The 17071-nt window shown below is 39.1% G+C and carries 18 protein-coding genes; 17 read left to right on the forward strand and 1 reads right to left on the reverse strand.

Annotated features, from left to right (window positions below; genetic code table 11):
* Window positions 1–209 precede the first annotated feature (209 nt).
* The gene (locus AC5GD6_RS02555; RefSeq protein WP_005987410.1) at window positions 210–1496 is read right to left on the reverse strand and encodes an MFS transporter; all 1287 of its coding nucleotides are present in this window, start codon (window positions 1494–1496) and stop codon (window positions 210–212) included.
* An 837-nt stretch (window positions 1497–2333) separates the two neighbouring features.
* On the opposite strand from AC5GD6_RS02555, the gene AC5GD6_RS02560 reads away from it, so the two are divergent.
* The 17 genes from AC5GD6_RS02560 (at window position 2334) to AC5GD6_RS02640 (ending at window position 16977) form a co-directional block, all read left to right on the forward strand.
* Window positions 2334–2501 (forward strand): hypothetical protein, encoded by a 168-nt coding sequence (locus AC5GD6_RS02560; RefSeq protein WP_157966984.1) that lies wholly within the window; start codon window positions 2334–2336, stop codon window positions 2499–2501.
* Between the two features lie 807 nt (window positions 2502–3308).
* Window positions 3309–4640 (forward strand): RNA-binding domain-containing protein, encoded by a 1332-nt coding sequence (locus AC5GD6_RS02565; protein WP_276790621.1) that lies wholly within the window; start codon window positions 3309–3311, stop codon window positions 4638–4640.
* 158 nt (window positions 4641–4798) lie between these two features.
* Window positions 4799–5416, forward strand: coding sequence for a hypothetical protein (locus AC5GD6_RS02570; RefSeq protein ID WP_061102439.1), 618 nt, complete (start codon window positions 4799–4801; stop codon window positions 5414–5416).
* Window positions 5417–6023: 607 nt separating this feature from the next.
* Entirely contained in the window at window positions 6024–6785 is a 762-nt protein-coding gene (locus AC5GD6_RS02575; RefSeq protein WP_491846162.1) for a DeoR/GlpR family DNA-binding transcription regulator, read from the forward strand.
* Between the two features lie 9 nt (window positions 6786–6794).
* Window positions 6795–7271 carry a PTS sugar transporter subunit IIA gene (locus AC5GD6_RS02580; protein ID WP_491846163.1) on the forward strand — a complete coding sequence of 159 codons (477 nt, stop codon included), beginning with the start codon at window positions 6795–6797 and terminating at the stop codon, window positions 7269–7271.
* Window positions 7272–7442: 171 nt separating this feature from the next.
* Entirely contained in the window at window positions 7443–7721 is a 279-nt protein-coding gene (locus AC5GD6_RS02585; protein ID WP_006302689.1) for a PTS sugar transporter subunit IIB, read from the forward strand.
* 106 nt (window positions 7722–7827) lie between these two features.
* Window positions 7828–9180, forward strand: a complete 1353-nt coding sequence (locus tag AC5GD6_RS02590; protein WP_276769817.1) for a PTS galactitol transporter subunit IIC — start codon at window positions 7828–7830, stop codon at window positions 9178–9180.
* 68 nt (window positions 9181–9248) lie between these two features.
* Window positions 9249–9500, forward strand: coding sequence for a hypothetical protein (locus AC5GD6_RS02595; RefSeq protein ID WP_416429425.1), 252 nt, complete (start codon window positions 9249–9251; stop codon window positions 9498–9500).
* Window positions 9478–10314: a rhamnulose-1-phosphate aldolase gene (gene rhaD, locus AC5GD6_RS02600; RefSeq protein ID WP_491846164.1), complete on the forward strand. Its 837-nt coding sequence runs from the start codon at window positions 9478–9480 to the stop codon at window positions 10312–10314. Before AC5GD6_RS02595 ends, rhaD begins: the two co-directional genes overlap by 23 nt.
* Window positions 10315–10805: 491 nt before the next feature.
* Window positions 10806–11648: a class II fructose-bisphosphate aldolase gene (locus AC5GD6_RS02605; protein WP_491846165.1), complete on the forward strand. Its 843-nt coding sequence runs from the start codon at window positions 10806–10808 to the stop codon at window positions 11646–11648.
* Between the two features lie 47 nt (window positions 11649–11695).
* Window positions 11696–12652, forward strand: coding sequence for a PfkB family carbohydrate kinase (locus tag AC5GD6_RS02610; protein WP_491846166.1), 957 nt, complete (start codon window positions 11696–11698; stop codon window positions 12650–12652).
* A gap of 20 nt (window positions 12653–12672) precedes the next feature.
* Entirely contained in the window at window positions 12673–13143 is a 471-nt protein-coding gene (locus tag AC5GD6_RS02615) for a PTS sugar transporter subunit IIA (RefSeq protein ID WP_006302695.1), read from the forward strand.
* Between the two features lie 19 nt (window positions 13144–13162).
* The gene (locus tag AC5GD6_RS02620; RefSeq protein WP_006302696.1) at window positions 13163–13462 is read left to right on the forward strand and encodes a PTS sugar transporter subunit IIB; all 300 of its coding nucleotides are present in this window, start codon (window positions 13163–13165) and stop codon (window positions 13460–13462) included.
* Window positions 13463–13505: 43 nt separating this feature from the next.
* Complete coding sequence (gene ulaA / locus AC5GD6_RS02625) at window positions 13506–14816, forward strand: PTS ascorbate transporter subunit IIC (protein WP_006302697.1); 1311 nt, start codon at window positions 13506–13508, stop codon at window positions 14814–14816.
* Between the two features lie 143 nt (window positions 14817–14959).
* Window positions 14960–15394, forward strand: a complete 435-nt coding sequence (locus tag AC5GD6_RS02630) for a hypothetical protein (protein WP_491846167.1) — start codon at window positions 14960–14962, stop codon at window positions 15392–15394.
* A gap of 5 nt (window positions 15395–15399) precedes the next feature.
* Window positions 15400–16038 (forward strand): AAA family ATPase, encoded by a 639-nt coding sequence (locus tag AC5GD6_RS02635; RefSeq protein WP_487317580.1) that lies wholly within the window; start codon window positions 15400–15402, stop codon window positions 16036–16038.
* Between the two features lie 189 nt (window positions 16039–16227).
* Window positions 16228–16977 carry a GntR family transcriptional regulator gene (locus AC5GD6_RS02640; protein WP_006302700.1) on the forward strand — a complete coding sequence of 250 codons (750 nt, stop codon included), beginning with the start codon at window positions 16228–16230 and terminating at the stop codon, window positions 16975–16977.
* Window positions 16978–17071 lie beyond the last annotated feature (94 nt).

Below are 17071 nucleotides of genomic sequence, written 5' to 3' on the forward strand. Positions count from 1 at the left end.
AAAAAGATTGCTCACGTCGATTTTTCGCCTTTGCCCAATTGCCGGCGCGAGCGTTTTGACCTTGCGCAAGCCGGCAAATCCGAAAATGATAGTTGGCGACGAATAAGGAGCGCGATGCGGAATGTCGGTGCAATACCTCGTCGTCGCAAGGGCTTGAAGGCTGACGCTTGAACCGATGGCTGCTGCCTCTTTTTTTTCGAATACTTGGGCTATTGAATCTGCCCGGTATCTCTTTTCCCCGCGTTTCGGACGCTCGGAGCAAGCAGCATAGCCATCGCAAGCAGTACCATGGTCGCTCCAGAGCCGACGAACCATAACGGAGCTCCAAGCAGATCCGCAAAAACGGAGGGGGCTGCGAGGCCCATGGGCATGGCCCACGCCATGATGGTTCCGTAGAGGCCGAAAACGCGGCCTAGGTACTCAGGAGGTATCTGCTCCTGCATAAGGGCAGTCTGGGTTCCCGCGTACAACGGGGAGCATGCGCCCATAAGAAAGCTCACCGGCAGGAAAGCAGCGAACAATGACGGGCCGAGCGATCCGGATACGATTGCGGCAATGCCGAAGCCGGCAATCGCGGCGACCATGGTGAACGACCTATTGCGGAACCCTCCCGTGGCCGCCAAAATGCCGGACCCAGCCAGCATGCCTGCAGAAAAAAGGATTTCCACCAAAGCGGCATCCCCCGTGCTACCGCCAAAATGCCCCAAGGTCATTATTGGGAACAATGCCGCGAGCGGAGAGAACGCGAAAGCGAAGACGAACCCGCACCAAAGAAGGGCGAACAGCCCCCTGTACTCCCTAATCAGCTTGTAGCCGTCCGAAATCTCAGAGAAGAGCTCTCGAACCTTATTGGAAAAGGACAAGCTGCGGTCGGCTTCATCGAGGCCCCCTGCGTCTATCTGTGCGGCGAGGACGGCTAAAGAAGCGAAAAGCGCTCCCAGCACGTCGAGGACAATCATAGCGGTAATGCCCGCCACGGGATAAATCACTGCTGCAAGCGCGGCGCCAAGAATGTATCCGCCGGACTGAATCGCCTGAGTCACCCCCGATAGGCGAACGAGATGCTCTGGCGGGGCGAGATGGGGCGTGAGAGATTGGGAGGCTGGCGTGTAGAACGAAGTACCAACTGCACGGAGAAACAGGGCGATGAGAATTAGCCATGCAGGTAAGCTGCCGGCCAACGAGGCAATCGCCAAGGCGGCACCCACCGCGGCAATGAAGAGGTCGGCGCCGATGAGGACACGTTTCAAAGGCAGTCTGTCGACAACGGCGCCCGCAAGGATTCCGAACAAAGCAATCGGCAGAAAGCCTGCCAGCGATGCTAAGGAGAGGAGAGAAGACGACCCTGTCGTGAGGGCGAGATGCCAAATAAGACCCATTTGGAGAATCGAACTCGTCAATGTCGAAACGAGCTCCCCGCCCCATACGAAACAAAGCTTGAATTGCCATGAATGGCACAGCAGAACAGACCTGCCCCGAGAGGTTTCAAATATCATGGTTATGTCCAATCGTGAAATGGCGTGCAGAAAAACAGCGCGACGCCACAACAGCGCCGCTTTCTAGGCGCTCATCCACGTGCGGAAAAGACCAACCACGACACCCCTCCTTTGTTAATTCGGTCTGGCAAACCATGTAATATTAACAAGGCTTGAGTTTGCCTGTCAAGAATCGAGCATCGGTAAGGGCAATCCTCTCTGGCCATTCGATTCCTTTTGTATCTTTGGTTGCATAGGTGACCCGCCAGGGCTATTACGCGTGGAAGAGGCGCCTGCCGAGCTGGCCGATGAGGCGCTGAAGATGGCCCTGGTCAGGCGAAACGATCCCAAGGGATGCGTACATCATTCGGATAGTAAGAATGTTGCCAGCAGGTTTTGCGGCAACCGCAAAGGAGCCGTATCCTGCAGCTGGAATCACGTTGCAGCATCCTGACCCGCATTCCGATTGGCGGACGGCCCGCTTCGGCATCCTGACCAGCACAGCGATCGAGCCTTGTCATTCCTTGGATATGCCGGTTGCTCGGGGCGGTCCCGACGGAGGCCCTCGCCTCCCCGGTCCGTGACCCAAGAAGGGCAAGCATGCTGATCTGCATGGCTGGTTCCTCCTTTATGTAGACGACCATGCAAAGAAGGGACAACCGAGGAGGCAGGTTACTGATGCGGGCTCCCGCACGCCCATGACTACCCGACGGGCTGTTTTTCATCTCCGATGCCCGCATTGCAGCATGAACGAATGTGCCTCGACATCTCTGCTGGCATGGTACGACTGGGATCGCACCTCGACGCATCCTTGCGCATACTGCCTTCCAAGTTTCGAAACCGGGAAGGAAAGTGTATGTGAGCGACGATATCGGCGCCGATTCGACGCTCGAGAGGGAGATTGCGCCGATTCTATCCATCGGGGATGCATTCCCGAAGATTCTCATCACTCGCACGAGGCATGAGCCCCATACCCGGGAGGGCGTGCTCGTGCTGAATTTCGCGAGGTGGCTGCTTGGCGGGTAGGGTTCTGAACGTCGCATTGGGATATCGCGCGACAGGGCACGCAGGGCTGTTTGTGCCCGCACGGGAAACGCCGTCGCCATGCGGGCGGCCTGTCGTGTCCGATTAGCCTTTTGCTAAACAGGCTTACGCCAACTCATGGGCAAGCCACCTGAGACTATTCACTTTGCTTATCGTTGACAAAGACCTGTGGCCTGCGGTTTTGTGAACGGCTCGTAAGCCACCCGCGTCGACTCACTTACTGTTGAAGCTGGTGGTTTGCAGGCTCAAAGGCGGTTGAGTTTCAAAACGGGCGTTTTTCGGCGATATCGAGCCTCCAAAGGCGGCTCTCCGTGCCCCTTGGGACAAAAATAAAAACTCAATACTCTGAGTTTGAAAATGGTTTTTGAAGTTGTCCCAGCTTTTGTCCCCGAAGCCGATGAAACGCGACGTCGCGTCATTCAGCGGCACTCACTTCGAGATGCCGCCGAAAACTGGGTGCAACTGGAGTGACGAGACGGCAAAACTATAACCACCGAGTGGGAATAGGAGCAAGATTTCCTAAAATGGCTTAATTACAAGCTATATAGAGAATGAAAAATGGCTACTGGTACTCAAATGTACTGGAAGTAAAAAAGAATAAACTAAATAATAGTTCCAAGTGGTTTACAGTTGGAAAAAATTAGACCGTAGTTTCAAACTGCGGTCTTTTTGCGTGTGTATATTTTATATAACTTAGCAAACAAATAAATAATGCGACAATAAAATGTCGGTTTGAATTCAAATATTGTCGCAAATATAATATAATAATTATATTAGAGGAGGTCTGCAATGAACCCATATATTGAATCAGAAACACTAGAACTTAAAGAAAAATATACGGATACAATTACAAAGGAAATAGTATCTTTCCTTAATGGTGCGGGAGGATCAATTATTATTGGAGTAAAAGATAATGGTACTGTAGTTGGTGTAGACAAAGTTGATGAGGTTCTTAGAAAAATATCCGATATTATAACAACTCAAATAGAACCGAACCCACAAGATGAAATTAGCTCAGAACTCAAATTTGATGATGGGAAAACCCTTATAATAACTCATATAAATAAAGGACGTCATCATATTTATTGTCAAAAGAAATATGGATTTTCTTCTACTGGATGTACAATGCGAATCGGGACAACCTGTAAAGAGATGACATCGGAACAGATAAAAATTCGATATGAGAAAAAATTTATAGATAATGAATACATGCTTAAGAAAAAATCAAATTCATCAGATTTATCGTTTAGGGAACTTAAGATATATTATTCAGAAAAAAATTATCATTTGGAAGATAAATCTTTTGAAACGAATTTAAATTTAAGGAATAAATCCGGAGAATATAATTTATTAGCAGAACTATTATCCGATAAAAACAATATTCCATTTATTTTTGTAAAATTTCAAGGACAGAGTAAAGCTTCTATATCTGAAAGAAGCGATTATGGTTATGGATGCATATTAACGACTTATGGAAAAATAAAAAATAGATTGCAGGCTGAAAATATATGTATTTCTGATACTACAGTAAGACCAAGAAAAGATACCTATTTATTTGATTTTGACTGTGTAAATGAGGCAATCCTAAATGCTTTAGTTCATAACGATTGGACAATCACTGAGCCACAGATTTCAATGTTTAATGATAGACTTGATATACTATCACATGGTGGACTTCCTAATGGAATGACAAAAGACCAATTTTTTGATGGAATAAGCAAGCCTAGAAACGCAACATTGATGAGGATATTTCTAAATATGGGACTAACTGAACACACCGGACATGGGATTCCTACGATTGTAGAAAAATATGGGAAAGATGTTTTTGAAATTGAAAGCAACTATATTAGATGCACCATACCTTTTGAGCAAGAAGTAATTGACCAAATAGACAACAAAAATGTCGGTTTAAATGTCGGTTTGAATGTCGCTTTGAACAAGACTGAAAAGAAAGTAATAGAACTTTTGATAGAAAATCCAAGTGTAGCATCAGTTGAACTTGCAGAAATAATAGGTGTAACAAAAAGGACTATCGAAAGAACATTTAAATCTTTGCAAGAAAAAAAGATGATAGAAAGAATTGGATCAAAGAGAGATGGAAATTGGATTGTGGTGAGATAAAATGTGATCTCAGATTTTAGGTATAGAAATACATACACGATTTAAATCAAACAAAAATGCAAACGTTAGCCAACTTGAGAAACAACTAAATGATTATGTAAGAGAATTGTTCGAATAAATCACTGCGGATAATTTTGCTGGTTAAAGGGAGTGTTAAATTGGAAGGAAACAAAAAACCATTTGCCGAAAGGTATCCGAAATTAAACATCTTATTGGGACTTGTTTTGTTTGCTGGAATAGTTGTTATTGCAATATGGTTAATAAAATTCTTTTATAATTTTGTTATAGATGGGATTATAAAGTTGACCGCTGTTGCATCCAAATTAGATGCAGTCGTAATTGTTGCTCTAATCACAGGTCTTGTGTCCATTGTTGGTAGGATTATTAATTCGATTATTGCAAAAATAATAGATTATCGCAAAAGTAGGCAAGAATATTTAACTCAAAAAAGAGAAAAACCCTATGGTGAATTTGTTGAAATGATTTACAGGGTTCAGAAAAACGCAAAAAGCTCTGGGACTTATTCCGAGAAACAGATGTTGGAAGATTTATCAAAATTTTCAAAACAAATTACATTATGGGGTTCGTCTAGAGTTATTAATAAATGGATTCAATTTCGAGAAAATGGTTCTGATCCAGAAAAAGCTAAAGATAACTTATTCCTTATGGAAGAAATTATGAACGATATGCGTAAGGATTTAGGACTCAGAAAGGTGAAGAAAGGAAACCTATTAGGCTTTTTCGTTAATGATATAAAGTCTGCTATGAAAAAGTAGCAATATTATATTCACTTGATTTTTATGTATCAAATGTTTACAATACCGTTGCTGTTGTGATAACAAAATGACAACAGAAGTTTGAAGAGTCCATATTTTATAGATATTTCAGATAACCAAAATAACTCCTGCCAAATTGTCTATAGATAATTGTTTAAGAGGTGGTTTTCGGGAGCGAATGGGAATAATCGCATAAAATAGCTCCTTGTATTCAAGCGATGCGAGAAGCTAAAAAGAATAAATTGAGCAGTAGTTCCAAGTGGTTATATTTAACAAAGAATAAGACCGTAGCGTTTAGCTGCGGTCTTATCTTGTTTTACACATAATTTAGTGAATATTTACACATAATTTAGTGAATATTCGTATCGCATTCAAAATTTGATTCAATAACGAGCTGCAATTCCGCTTACCGAAATTACAAAATTCTTCTTGACATTTCATGTAAGGAAATCGATTATTAAAGTAACGAAAGGAAAAAGAAAGGCATAGATAAAAAATAAAAGGAATTATAAGATTCCAAAATTAAAAGTTAGTTATACAAAAGAGCTACTTAATCTAACTACGTGCTATTTTGCGATGATGAAGTTCAACGGAGGACCACAGTATAATGAATTCAAATGGATACAATACCGAAACCTATCAAAGGCTAACGCTTATTAGACAAAAACTTTTAGAGCGCGGAAGTATTTCAACACAGGAAATTTCATCTATGTTCAACGTATCCGTGCAAACTGCGCGTAAATACTTACGTGACCTTGAAGCAGCTCACCAAATTAAGCGTCTTCATGGGGGAGTGGTTACATCTTCTTCATTTTTTGAACGCCTGCGCATTGATATAGATAATAAAAAGAGGTTATGCAAAGCCGCGGCTCAACTTATTGAGTCTCACGACACCATTTATATTGACGGTGGCTCTAGCTATTACTATTTAACTGATTACATTCCTTCAACCTATAACATTTCTGTGTTTACCTGTAGCTTACCTATTGCGCTTCATATTAAGGAAACCACTAATTATAAAGTCTATGTTTTAGGTGGCAAGGTTAATGACATAACGTTTGAAACACATTCTATTGATACGGTGCGCGAAGCACAAAATTATTTTGTTGATAAGGCATTTCTTGGCATCAGCGGTTTTACAGAAAAGGAGGGCTTTACAGAAAATAATGCCTATGCACTTGCTCTTAAACAGCAATTTATGAAGAATGCCAAGCAATCCATTGTTGTAGCAGGTGCTAAAAAAGAAGGTAAGGTTGCACTTAAAAAAGCTTTTGGATTTGATGAGATCGACGTATTTATAACAAATAAAGAGGTACATATGCATCTCGACGAATCTATTGCTAAGCAACTTAATATACTACTCGTGTAAGGAATGATTATGATACGTGAAATGATACATCAAGACATTATTTTTCCGGAAAGAGAGGTGAAGAATCAAGGGGAATTTTTCCATTTTGTCTCGCGCGACTTATATGAAAAGGGTTATGTTCACTCCTCTTTTGAAAAAGCAATTACCACACGTGAGAAAAAATATCCTACAGGTTTGCAATTAGATAATATTGCTATTGCAATACCTCACACAGATTGTGAACATATTATACAGGCGTTTTTATGTGTCAATCGTATTATAACCCCTGCATCATATCCAATAACCTTTATGCAAATGGGAACAGACGACGTAAAAGTGTTTCCTGAGTATGTTTTAGTTCTCGGCATTACTCAGCCAAAAGAGCAAGTGACTCTTTTATCTGAGATTATGGAGCTTTTCTCCCAAGAAACGTTTGTACAAAAGCTTCGCTGTGCTACTACGACTTCAGATATCTATAGCGCTTTTATAGAAGGCGGTGGTAAGTAACAACATTTCATCACGTTATAACAAATGATGAGACAAGGACACAATCAAATACGTGATGATTGTTGTTGTGGTTTGTGTAGCAGAAGTAGTTTAAATCGTAACACAGCATAAAGCATGAATGTGATGCTGTTGAGTGATGATTAGTTATAGGACGTAGAAAAGGAGTTTGAAATGAAACGTTTAATTGTTGCTTGTGGTTCTGGAGTTGCCACTTCGCAAACGGTTGCCTCTAAATTGACCAAACTTTTAGATGAAAAGAATGTTAAAGCAGAAGTCGAGGCAGTGGACATGAAGTCTCTTGAACATCATCTTAAAACTGCTGATGGGTATGTTTCCATCGTAAAACCTCCCAAAGATTACGGCGTGCCAGTATTTAATGGTATTGCATTTTTAACGGGAGTTGGAATGTCTCAAGAGTTAGACAAAATTATTAAATTTATCAATGAATAGCGCAACAGGGTTATATGTGTGACTAAGTTTGCCCACCGCGTCAATATATAACCCCGTTAAACGACTAACCTTAGACTAGCACAAATATGTGCTCAGGAGGTATCTCATGGAACTTTTGAAAACAATTATTAATTATATTCTTAATTTAGGAGCTCCAGTTTTCGTACCATTTTTAATGCTTATTATCGGTTTGTGTATGAAAATGAAATTTAAGGACGCGTTTTCTGCTGCATTGACACTTGGAGTTGCATTTACTGGTATGAATATCCTTATTGGATTTATGATGACTTCAATGGGAGGTGCAGCTACAGCTCTTGCACAAAATACGGGTATTAATTTGCCGGCAGTAGATATTGGTTGGCCTGGTATGGCTTCTATTAGTTGGGCATGGCCTTATGCATTTTTGCTGTTCCCTTTGCAAATTTGCATCAACATTTTAATGCTTATTACAAACCAAACAAAAACGTTAAATGTTGATATGTGGAATGTTTGGAATAAGATTTTTACCGCTGTTCTTGTTTCATATTTTACCAACAATATTTTGTTCGGATTTGTAGCAGCTGCTATAGCAATATTCCTTGAACTGAAAATAGGCGATGCTTTTGCTCCTGAAGTTGAGCGTCTGACAGGGATCCCTGGTGTTACGGTTCCACACTTTATCGCACTTATATCGATTATTTTATTCCCTTTGGATGAGTTGCTCAAAAAGATACCTGCACTGAATAAAAAATTTGACGCAGAAATGCTACGTGAAAAAATTGGTATTTTTGGCGAAAACTCTGTAATGGGCGCGATTATCGGTTTGGTTTTGGGTGCTGCTGCAGGATATGGTGTTGCTGGATCGCTTACGCTTGCTGTACAGGCTGCGTGCGCTCTAACGCTGTTCCCTATGGTGTCAAAACTCTTTAGTGCTGCGTTATCACCTATTTCTGATGCCGTATCAGAATTCATGCGTGCACGTTTTGGTGATCGTGAGGTTTACATTGGTCTTGACTGGCCTATTCTTGGAGGGTGTAGTGAGTTGTGGGTATCGGTTATCTGCACAATTCCTGTTTTGCTTGTTGCGTCTGTAGTATTACCTGGTAATCTGGTTCTTCCTTTTGCAGGAATTATTAATCTATCCTTTGTTGTTGGTAGTTTACTTTTAACGGGTGGTAACCTTGCTCGTATGATTATACATGGTATTATTTCTGCACCATTATTCTTATATGCAGCTACGTACTTTGCTCCTTATATTACGCGACTTGCAAATGAAACCGGCGCTATTAAAGACTATGCAGGTAATATGGTATCTTGGTCAACATTTGAAGGTCCAGATTTTAGATATCTTATCACTCATGTAATGCAGGGCGATATTATTTCCATTGTCTTGTTTGTTTGTTGGCTGGGTCTGTTCTTCTTACTTTTGAAGAACCGTGCAGCTTATAACAAAAAACTTGCTGAAGAATCTGCTCAATAATAATGATGGACTATAGACATATTAATAATGCACATCATTCTCATAAAAGTGTTGGAGAGGGTATTGTTATGGAAAATGATGAGAGCCTTTCTTTACTTATTCAAAAATGTATGTGGATCTGTCTCATTTTAGTGGCAGCAGGTTTGTTTGTATTTAGTCTGTTTACTCAAAATGTGATTTATGGAGCAGTCTCGTTGGTACTAGCGCTTATTTGTGAAAAATGCGGTTACAAGGCATTATTCGCAGCGTTTGATTTAAAAATTGAGAGAAAAAAAGAATTATGGAGGAAGAGAAAATATGGTATGCAGTCAAGAAAATAAGCTCATAAGAGATTTTGGCGATATCGCTTATGCAATGTGGGAGCAGGGATGGGATGAATATAACGGAGGTAATATCAGCTACCTGCTTGATAACGACGAACTTGAAACATTTAAAGAAACGCTTGTGGGTTTTCGTGAAAACTTTAACACAGCTGATGAACAATTACGCTGTTTTGATGTAAGTAATGTTCCAACAGCCATGATAGGAAAGTGTTTACTTATCAGTGCTTCTGGGTCTCATTTTAGAGTATTAAAACGCAATGTACAACGTGATGCTGGTATTATTAGAATTACAAAATCTGGTTACAGCATCCTTTGGGGTTTTGAATTGGGGCATAAGCCTACAAGTGAAATCCATGTTCATATTTTGGCTCATCATGCACGTTTGCAAGTAGATCCGCAACATCGTGTTGTTTGTCATAACCATGCTACAGATGTTGTTGCATATTCATTAACAGTAGAGCCAGATGACAAGAGCTTCACCTTGCCACTTTGGCAAGTGTTAACAGAAAGTGTAGTGGTATTTCCTGATGGTGTTGGATCATTTCAGTGGGAAGTTCCAGGAACAACACCTTTGGGTTTACAAACAGCTGAAAAATTAAAGAAATGTCGAATTGTTGCGTGGACAAATCATGGTGTACTTTCGACAGGAAAAAGTTTTCAAGATTGTTTTGGTTTAATCGAAACTGTTAACAAAGCTGCACATATTGCGCTTATGACTCATGGTCAACGTGCTCATCAGCTTGATTGCGAAAAAGTAAAGCGCGTGTGCAAACAGATGGGCGTGCAGCCTCGAGAAGGTCTTTTAGACTAAGCTAAGTTGTTTGGTTTAAGTTTTGTGTGCCACATGGTATTGTCTTTGGTTTTTGTGCTTGGTATACCGTTATGATTGTCCAAGTTTAAGATTGTTCTAGACTGTTCAAGACTGTCAAGACTGTTCAAGACTGTAAGGATAGTCCAATATCGAACGATTTGCCGTAGACAGTATTGTGTGGCACTTTTTTGAGTGCACTCGAAATAGTTTTCGCAGCATATTCTTCTTTTATTATTAAACGTCTATGCCTCGCTTAAGCTTTCTATGGCAATAGTCGTATAAATAAATTTATTTTTCTAATTTAATTTCTGCCATAGGCTTTAATGGGCTATGCCGTTTACTCATGTTAATCTACCGTTTGCCGGTTATATTTCCATCTCTGAGTTGTCAACAAATATGAATGTTATTATTTCATTAAATGTACGGACAATAACACAACCATACAAAACAGTAAGTAAACTGCGAGAATGACTGTGAAAACGGGAGGTAACATGTATACAACGTTAAAGCCAGTGCTTAAAAAGGCAATTCAAATGAATATGGCTATTGGAGCTTTTAACGCCCATAATCTTGAAATGACTCAGGCAATTGTTAAGGCTGCATGCGCGGAGGGAGTACCAGTAATTATTCAGACCTCAGAGGGCACAGCAAAATTTGTAGGTATGAAAAGTTTTGTAGCTGTTTGTAAAAGCTTATCTGTTGAATATGGTATTGATGTTGTGCTTCATCTTGATCATGCACGTAATTGGGACAATATTAAAGAAGCTATTGATGCTGGTTATTCATCTATTATGTATGATGGTTCACACCTACCTTTTAAAGAAAATGTCCTTGCCACACAACATGTTGTTGAATATGCGCATACAGCTGGAGCATCAGTTGAAGGAGAATTAGGAACTATTGGTGGTACTGAAGACGGAATTGCAGTAGATCCCGATGCAGTTGAATTTACCAAGCCTGCGGATGCGGTGAAATTTGTTGAACTAACGGATGTGGATGCACTAGCCGTCGGTATAGGCACCAACCACGGCCAGTATAAATCTAAAACTAAATTAAGATTTGATGTTCTTCAAGCAATCCATGAATCCGTAAATATTCCTCTTGTTGTGCATGGTGGAACGGGTGTGTCAGATGAAGACATTCATAAGGTAATTAATGGTGGTATTCGTAAGTTTAATGTTGGTACTGAGTTGCTTGTAAATTGGAACAAAATTTCTGCTGATTTATATTCGACAAATAAAGAAAATACATCAACACGAAATAATGTTATTCCCGCACTTGAAGCAATACAAAAAATTGTACAAGGTAAGATCGAGCTATTTAAAAATCTTTAAGCATAATAGCTTTGTTGATGAATAGATTAATTGAGGGGGTGTTGTAGTTGAGTATATTTTGTATAGGTCAAGCATGCTATGACATAACTGGATCTATTTCTACACAAGAAATTGTAACTGATTCAAAGTATAGATTTGAAGAATATACTGCTTGTTGTGGAGGACCGGCGCTGAACGCTGCTTGTGTAGTGGGAAAATGGGGAGCATCGTCTTATCTAGTTGCTAGACTTGGACATGATATGTATGCCGAAGAGATTCGTAAATCACTTAAAGTGTTTAATGTTAATGAACAGTATATGATTAAGGATCCTCTTGCTACGACACCGTTTAGTTTTATCGTTTCTCATGGATTAACAGGATGTCGAACCATATTTAATTTTCCGACAAAACAATCTGATGTTGAGATAACAGTACCTTATTTTGCAGAGGATGCTGTTAGCACTCAAAAGAGCAATGATATAGTTCCTACCACATTACTTACGGATGGACATGATATCGCTGCTGCAAAAAAATATAAGAAGGCATATGGCACAATACCATTTATATGCGATGCGGGTACGCTTCGTGCTGAAACCTTAGAATCTGCTCAATTATCAACGTATCTCATTTCTTCACAGCATTTTGCAAGTCAATATCTAGGTTATGACTTTTCTCTTAGCAGCGCTTGTTTATATGAGAGTATGCAGAAACTTCAGCAAATTAATTCGAGTGCTTTTGTAGCTGTAACATTAGGCGCTAATGGGCTTTTAACACTTATTAAGGACACGTTGTTTCACATATCGGTACCTAAGGTAGAAGTTGTAGATACAACTGGTGCAGGAGACATATTTCATGGAGCTTTTACGTATGCTATTGAAATGAGATATGAGGTAGAGAATGCATTGCGGCTTGCAACTGCAGCAGCAGCATTGTCAGTGGGGAAAATTGGAAGTCAAGTATCGATACCGGATCTTTTAGCTGCACAGAAATTAATGGCAGATATATTTTTAAAGCGTATTGATTAGAAAACGATGAGAGTGTGGATATGTGTAAATCTAACAAGGATAATGTTGCGACATTAGATCAGTTGCTTCAAAAGAAAAACGTTCAACTTATAAATAAGGTAGCAAACTGGCAAGAAGCAGTGCGTATTTCACTTAAACCATTAGAGAAAGGAGGATTTGTTGATGAATGTTATGCGGAAAATATCATTAAGGACGTATACGAACTGGGGCCTTATTTTGTTTTAACAGATAAAATCGCACTGATTCATGGTAGACCCGAAAAAGGTGCAATAAAACAGCAGCTTGCAATTACGGTTCTTAAGAAGCCAGTTTTTTTCCTTGATTCAACCAGTCCGGTACGAATTTTATTTGCCCTGGCTGCAGAAAATGCTGATTCACATATTGAAGCAATAAAATTGCTTGCAACGTTTTGTATGGATGAATCGAATGTAGATAAGTTATTAGAGCTAGAAAACGTTGACGATATCTATAAACATTTGATGGAAGTTTAACTTGGGTTAGGAGGTGGACATGATTAAGATTATCGCAGTATGTGGTAATGGGCTTGGAAGTAGTTTAGTGTGTCAAATGGCTATTGATTCTGCACTAAAGGCAATTGGTGTTCAAGCCAAAGTGACACATACAGATACAACAGCAATTTCTTCTATGGCGGCAGATGCAGATATTATTGTATCGGGTGCAAATTTTAAGAAACTAATGGAAAAGAAAAACTTAACTGTGCCTATTGTATATCTTAACAAGCTGGTAGATAAGCAAGAAATTACTGATAAATTAAGACCCATATTAGTCGAAATGGGTGTTTTAGAGTAGGTTAACTCTGTAGATATATCAAAGAAGGAAAGAGGGTTGTGTTATGTTTATTCTTGAGTGGATAATTAATAATATCCTTACACAAGCTGCCATTATTATTGCATTGATTGCTTGTTTAGGACTTGCACTACAGAAAAAACCCTTAAGTGATGTTCTTGCAGGAACCATGAAGACTATGTTTGGTTTTATGATACTTGGTGCTGGTTCTTCTATCCTACAAGGGTCGCTTAAATATTTTGGTGCAGTATTTAATGCGGCATTTGACCTTGGTTCTGCTGGTGGTGCTGTTGTAGCTTCAATAGAAGGTATTAACGGTCAGGCAATGACTGATTTAGGTCTCGGTTCAGAAATTGCTATTACTCTTGCTGGTATTTTTATCGTTAATATTATACTTGCACGTGTCACTAAATTTAAATATATTTTCCTTACAGGACAAGCACTTTTATGGGAATCAACCCTTGCCGTTGTATTTTCATGGTTTTTAAATCTTCGTGGAGTTCCATTAATTGTTCTTGCATCTGTTGTAGGAGGCTGCTTTGCAACGTTTATGCCAGCTATTGCACAACCTGTTATGCGTAAAATAACTGGCAGTGATGACATTGCTCTTGGCCATTTTTGTACCATTGGTTATATGGTGACTGCAGGTGTTGCTAAATTGGTAGGTGATGACTCCAAATCTGCTGAAGATATTAAACTGCCAGAGAGTTTAGACTTCCTGAACGATACGTATCTTGCTGTATTTACCGTAATGTTACCTTTCTTTCTTATTACATCAATTGTTGCTGGTCCTGAAGCTTGCAATGCTGCGTGTAAAGCACTTGGCTTGGGTATCAATGTAAATTATTTAGTTCAATCATTTCTTCAATGTGCAACTTTTGTAATTGGGCTTTATGTTTTGATGATGGGTGTTCGCCAATTATTGGATAACATCGTACCGGCATTCCAGGGTATTTCTATGAAGCTTGTTCCGGATTCAAAGCCTGCTCTTGATTGTCCTGTTCTATTCCCATATGCACCAAATTCTGTCATTCTAGGTTTTGTTTTTACTACGATTGGTTCACTTATTGGTATGGCTCTTTCCCCGCTTACGGGTTATCTTGTAATTCCTGGCGTTATGTCTAACTTCTTTGCGGGTGGTACTGCAGGTATTTTTGGCAATGCTATGGGTGGTCGTCGCGGTCTTATTATCGGTTGTATAGTACATGGTATTTTCATAATGATTATTCCAGCGTTGCTTACACCAATGTTGGCTCAAATAGGATTCGTAAATCTTACTTGTACAGATGTCGATACCGTCTTTACTGGATTTTTCCTATATGCAGTTAAGGGTCTTCTTGCAATGTTTGGTGCCTAAACTTTTTGTTAATGTTGCCATATTTATCCCCACATAAATATGACTAGGTATCAATTTGCCCTTTCTTTCTGGGGAGGAGTAATACTTTGCTCCTCCCTTGTTACAAGTTCATTTTAAATTTAAATGATTTGTCGGTGATAATAATGTTTGGTTTTTTAAAAATAAAAAAAGATGTAGATGATCATAAAAGAGCTTCACAGGTAAACAGTACACAAAGTAATGAAAATGTTCAAAATCATTGCCAAGATATTGATCAAGAAATTTTGTCTATCAATGCTGAATTACGTTGTTTGGAAGAAAAACATGATGAGGGCTCAATAAATAAAACAGTCATGTTATTGAATAAAAAAGCTGATTTATTTGAGAAATTAGACAAGTTAGATGAAGCAATAAGTATCTATGAGACAACCATGAAAATGACCAATAAAATGGGGGTATCATATAAAAGGCTTACAATTTTATACAACAAAAAAAGGAATTTAGCCATTGCATCAGGTAATGATGAAGAGATGCGTCACTATTTTGATAAGCAGCAAGCCTTAATGCAGCTTTCAAAAGATATGCTACGTGGTAAGTAGGCAGTATGTCTAGAACATTGATATTACTTGCTGGTTATCCAGCAACAGGAAAATCTACGCTGTGCAAGAAATTACAAAAAATATATGAAAATGCAGCGGTTATAGCACCTGATGATATAAAAGAGGAATATTGGGATAGAATCGGCTTCAACAACGCTCAGGAAAAAGCAACGCTTGAAATAGCCGTTTGGAAAACATATTATGATCGTCTTATAAGATATATGGAAAGTGAGCAGTTGATAATAACGGACTACCCATTCAGTAATAAACAAAAGCCAACTTTAAAGTTACTTTGTAAATTATATGAATACCAGTGTATAACAGTTCGTTTTGTTGGTGATCTTAAGGAGATTTATAAGCGTTCGCTTGCTAGAGATCTTGACCAAAAACGGCATTTAGGTCATTTAATGAATCATTATCATAAAGGCGATTATCTTGAAAATAGATTGAATGCCGATGTTCTTGTTAGTTACGATTTGCTTAGATACCGTTGTCGTTCAAAAGGGTACGATGTCTTTTGTTTGGGTACATTGTTAGAGGTTGATGCTACATATGTCGAAAAAATTAATTATGAAGAAATGATTATTGCTCTCAATAATTTTATTTCACAGCAAAATAAAAATCAAAGAAGTTGGTTCAAATAATATAAATGTTATTAGTTCCCTTCTTTGTTTCATTGTTGGCTTTACATACAATAATTATAGTGAGTTTAGTGCGATTGTCTGCGCTTTTGTGGGCTATATGCATTCAGTTATGCTAACATACAAAAATGTATGTTTCTAGCACCTTAGGTTATTTGGCTTTCTGAACGCTTGTTGTCAATAGGAGTGGTTATGATGGATTCCTTATTTGGAACAGTACTGGACAATACTAGCCACGAACAACTATATTACCAACTTTATAATATTCTATTTCAAAATATTGTTGAGGGTGTATATAAAGTTGGTGATTTATTGCCATCAGAGCCAACATTGGTTGATTACTATGGAATTAGCCGTGCTACAGTTCGAAAATCTATGGAATTATTAGTTACAAATGGATTAGTTGAACGTCGGCGTGGGGTTGGCTCTGTCGTTATTTCAAATCAACCTTCTTCGGCGCTTAATAAGGTTGCTAGCTATTTAAAACGTACTGTTACTGATGATGGTAAACCCTTTAAAAAAGTAATATCTGCTCATGATATTAAAGCTGACGATAAATTAGCAAAAATTTTATGTGTTGCGACTGATATAGAATTATTTGAATTAAAAAGAGTACGTTATGGAGGCAATACGTCCTTTTATTTAGAGACGGTATATGTTGTACATTCTTATTTGCCTGATATACACAAAAGAGATTTTTCAAAAGAATCCTTAAGGTCGTATTATTTTGACATTATGCATAAACGTTGGGTGCGCGCTACACAACACATTTGTGCTGAAGTTGCAAGCGCTAATGTAGCGAAACAATTGCAAATTGAACCTGGGTCTCCAATATTAACGATCTATCGTGTAACATATGATCAAAATAATATTCCGAGAGAATATATGATTAAACAGTATCGTGCAGATAAATATTATCTTGTAATGAATCTTGAAAATTAAAGCACCTGTTTATTCTAGATACTGTTAGTAAGAAACACACTTATATCCTTTTAGCTCGATCATTATGAGCTTGAAATATCATCATGCGCATAAG

The sequence above is a fragment of the Fannyhessea sp. genome, from assembly GCF_986145555.1.